Source organism: Apibacter adventoris (assembly GCF_002964975.1).
Lineage (GTDB): Bacteria > Bacteroidota > Bacteroidia > Flavobacteriales > Weeksellaceae > Apibacter > Apibacter adventoris.
On record NZ_PSZM01000029.1, the window covers coordinates 1 to 1634 of the forward strand.

2 protein-coding genes are annotated in these 1634 nt (G+C 34.0%); both read left to right on the forward strand.

What is annotated here, in order from left to right; all coding sequences use genetic code 11:
• Positions 1 to 708: DUF7738 domain-containing protein (locus tag C4S77_RS12975; protein WP_105246364.1), on the forward strand; the 708-nt coding region annotated here is incomplete at its 5' end.
• 82 nt (positions 709 to 790) lie between these two features.
• On the forward strand, positions 791 to 1585 hold the full coding sequence (locus tag C4S77_RS04445) for a DUF7738 domain-containing protein (protein ID WP_146106043.1): 795 nt from the start codon (positions 791 to 793) through the stop codon (positions 1583 to 1585).
• Positions 1586 to 1634: the final 49 nt, after the last annotated feature.

Genomic DNA, 1634 nt, shown 5'->3' on the forward strand with positions numbered 1-1634 from the left:
CCAAAACCTATGGATACAGAATTTACTATTACTCCCTGCCAGATAACCTACAAAGGAAAGGAGTTTCCTTTAGGTAAACCTTTGGATGCATGGATCCAATTATTAGGAACATATTCAAGACATACAGGCCGAGGATATGTATGGGATTCTTTAGGAATTGCAATTAATGACTGGGAAGCTAATCATGAATATGTAAAAGAACTATATATTTTCTTTGTCAATCTGGATAGTAAGGTAGGACAAGCGGGAAAATTGCAATTTGCATGGAATGAATATTACATTTTAAGTAAAGAGGAGGAGGAATCTCTTCTAAAAAGTACAATAAGAAATAAACCATATACTCAGGAAGAATTGGATCAATCTAGAGAAAAAATGCTAAAAAAGAAACCTGATTATATCTATCCTTTTACCCCCTATACCCAAACAGTCAATTTACAGGGAGCACCGGTTAAATCAGGAATGAGTTTAGAGGAAGTAAATAAAGAGAGGTCAAAAATAAAAGGTCTTGAAAAAATGGGATACTGGGATAACGATGGCGACTGGAGCTGGGATTCCGGCTCTACCACTATAAAAACCGGAGAGTTCCGCGAACAAAAAGATCATAGCTCTATATGTCCCAATCAGGACTATTGGTATTATATAACTTTGCGTTATAGTGAAGGAGAGTTGGAATATTTGAAAATCTCTTATGAATTGTATGAGAAATAGTATTTTACAGAAGAATATAATAAAAAATAAAGATAAAGGATTTTAAATGAAAAATCTCTTATTTATACTGCTGAATCTAAGCATGAGTAGCTCGTTTTTTGTACAGTGCCAGCCCAAAAAAGATGCACTTATCATGAAAACAGAAGATACAGAGTTTGCTATTACTCCCTGCCAAATAACCTATAAAGGAAAGGAGCTTCCTTTAGGGAAACCCTTGGATGCATGGGTAGAACTATTTGGACCTTATTCTCGTAATTTTAATGAACATACCTATATTTGGGATTCATTAGGAGTCGCTATCTTTAACTCATGTATAACTGCATATGAAACAAATGTAGATAAAGAAAAAAGAAAATGTGATCAACTATATATTTTCTTTGTCAATCTGGATAGTAAGGTAGGACAAGCGGGAAAATTGCAATTTGCCTGGGGATATTATCCTATTACTAAAGAAAAAGAAAAGAGAATGCTTTCACCAGATCTTGAGTATCCAGATGTAAAACCATTTACACAAGAAGAGTTAACTCAACTTAAAGAAAAACACGATCCTAAAAATTATATCTATCCTTTTACCCCCTATACCCAAACAGTCAATTTACAGGGAGCACCGGTTAAATCAGGAATGAGTTTAAAGGCAGTAAATAAAGAGAGGTCAAAAATAAAAGGTCTTGAAAAAATGGGATACTGGGATAACGATGGCGACTGGAGCTGGGATTCCGGCTCTACCACTATAAAAACCGGAGAGTTCCGCGAACAAAAAGATCATAGCTCTATATGTCCCAATCAGGACTATTGGTATTATATAACTTTGCGTTATAGTGAAGGAGAGTTGGAATATTTGAAAGTAGAATATTTATCCAAAGAAAATGAGAAATAATACAGTACTCATTTTTCTTTTAAAAATAAAAAAGTTAAGAATATAAAGA

Coding starts and splice junctions, on each gene's coding strand:
- C4S77_RS04445 (WP_146106043.1), top strand. CDS start 791: ATGAGTAGCTCGTTTTTTGTACAGTGCCAGCCCAAAAAAGATGCACTT.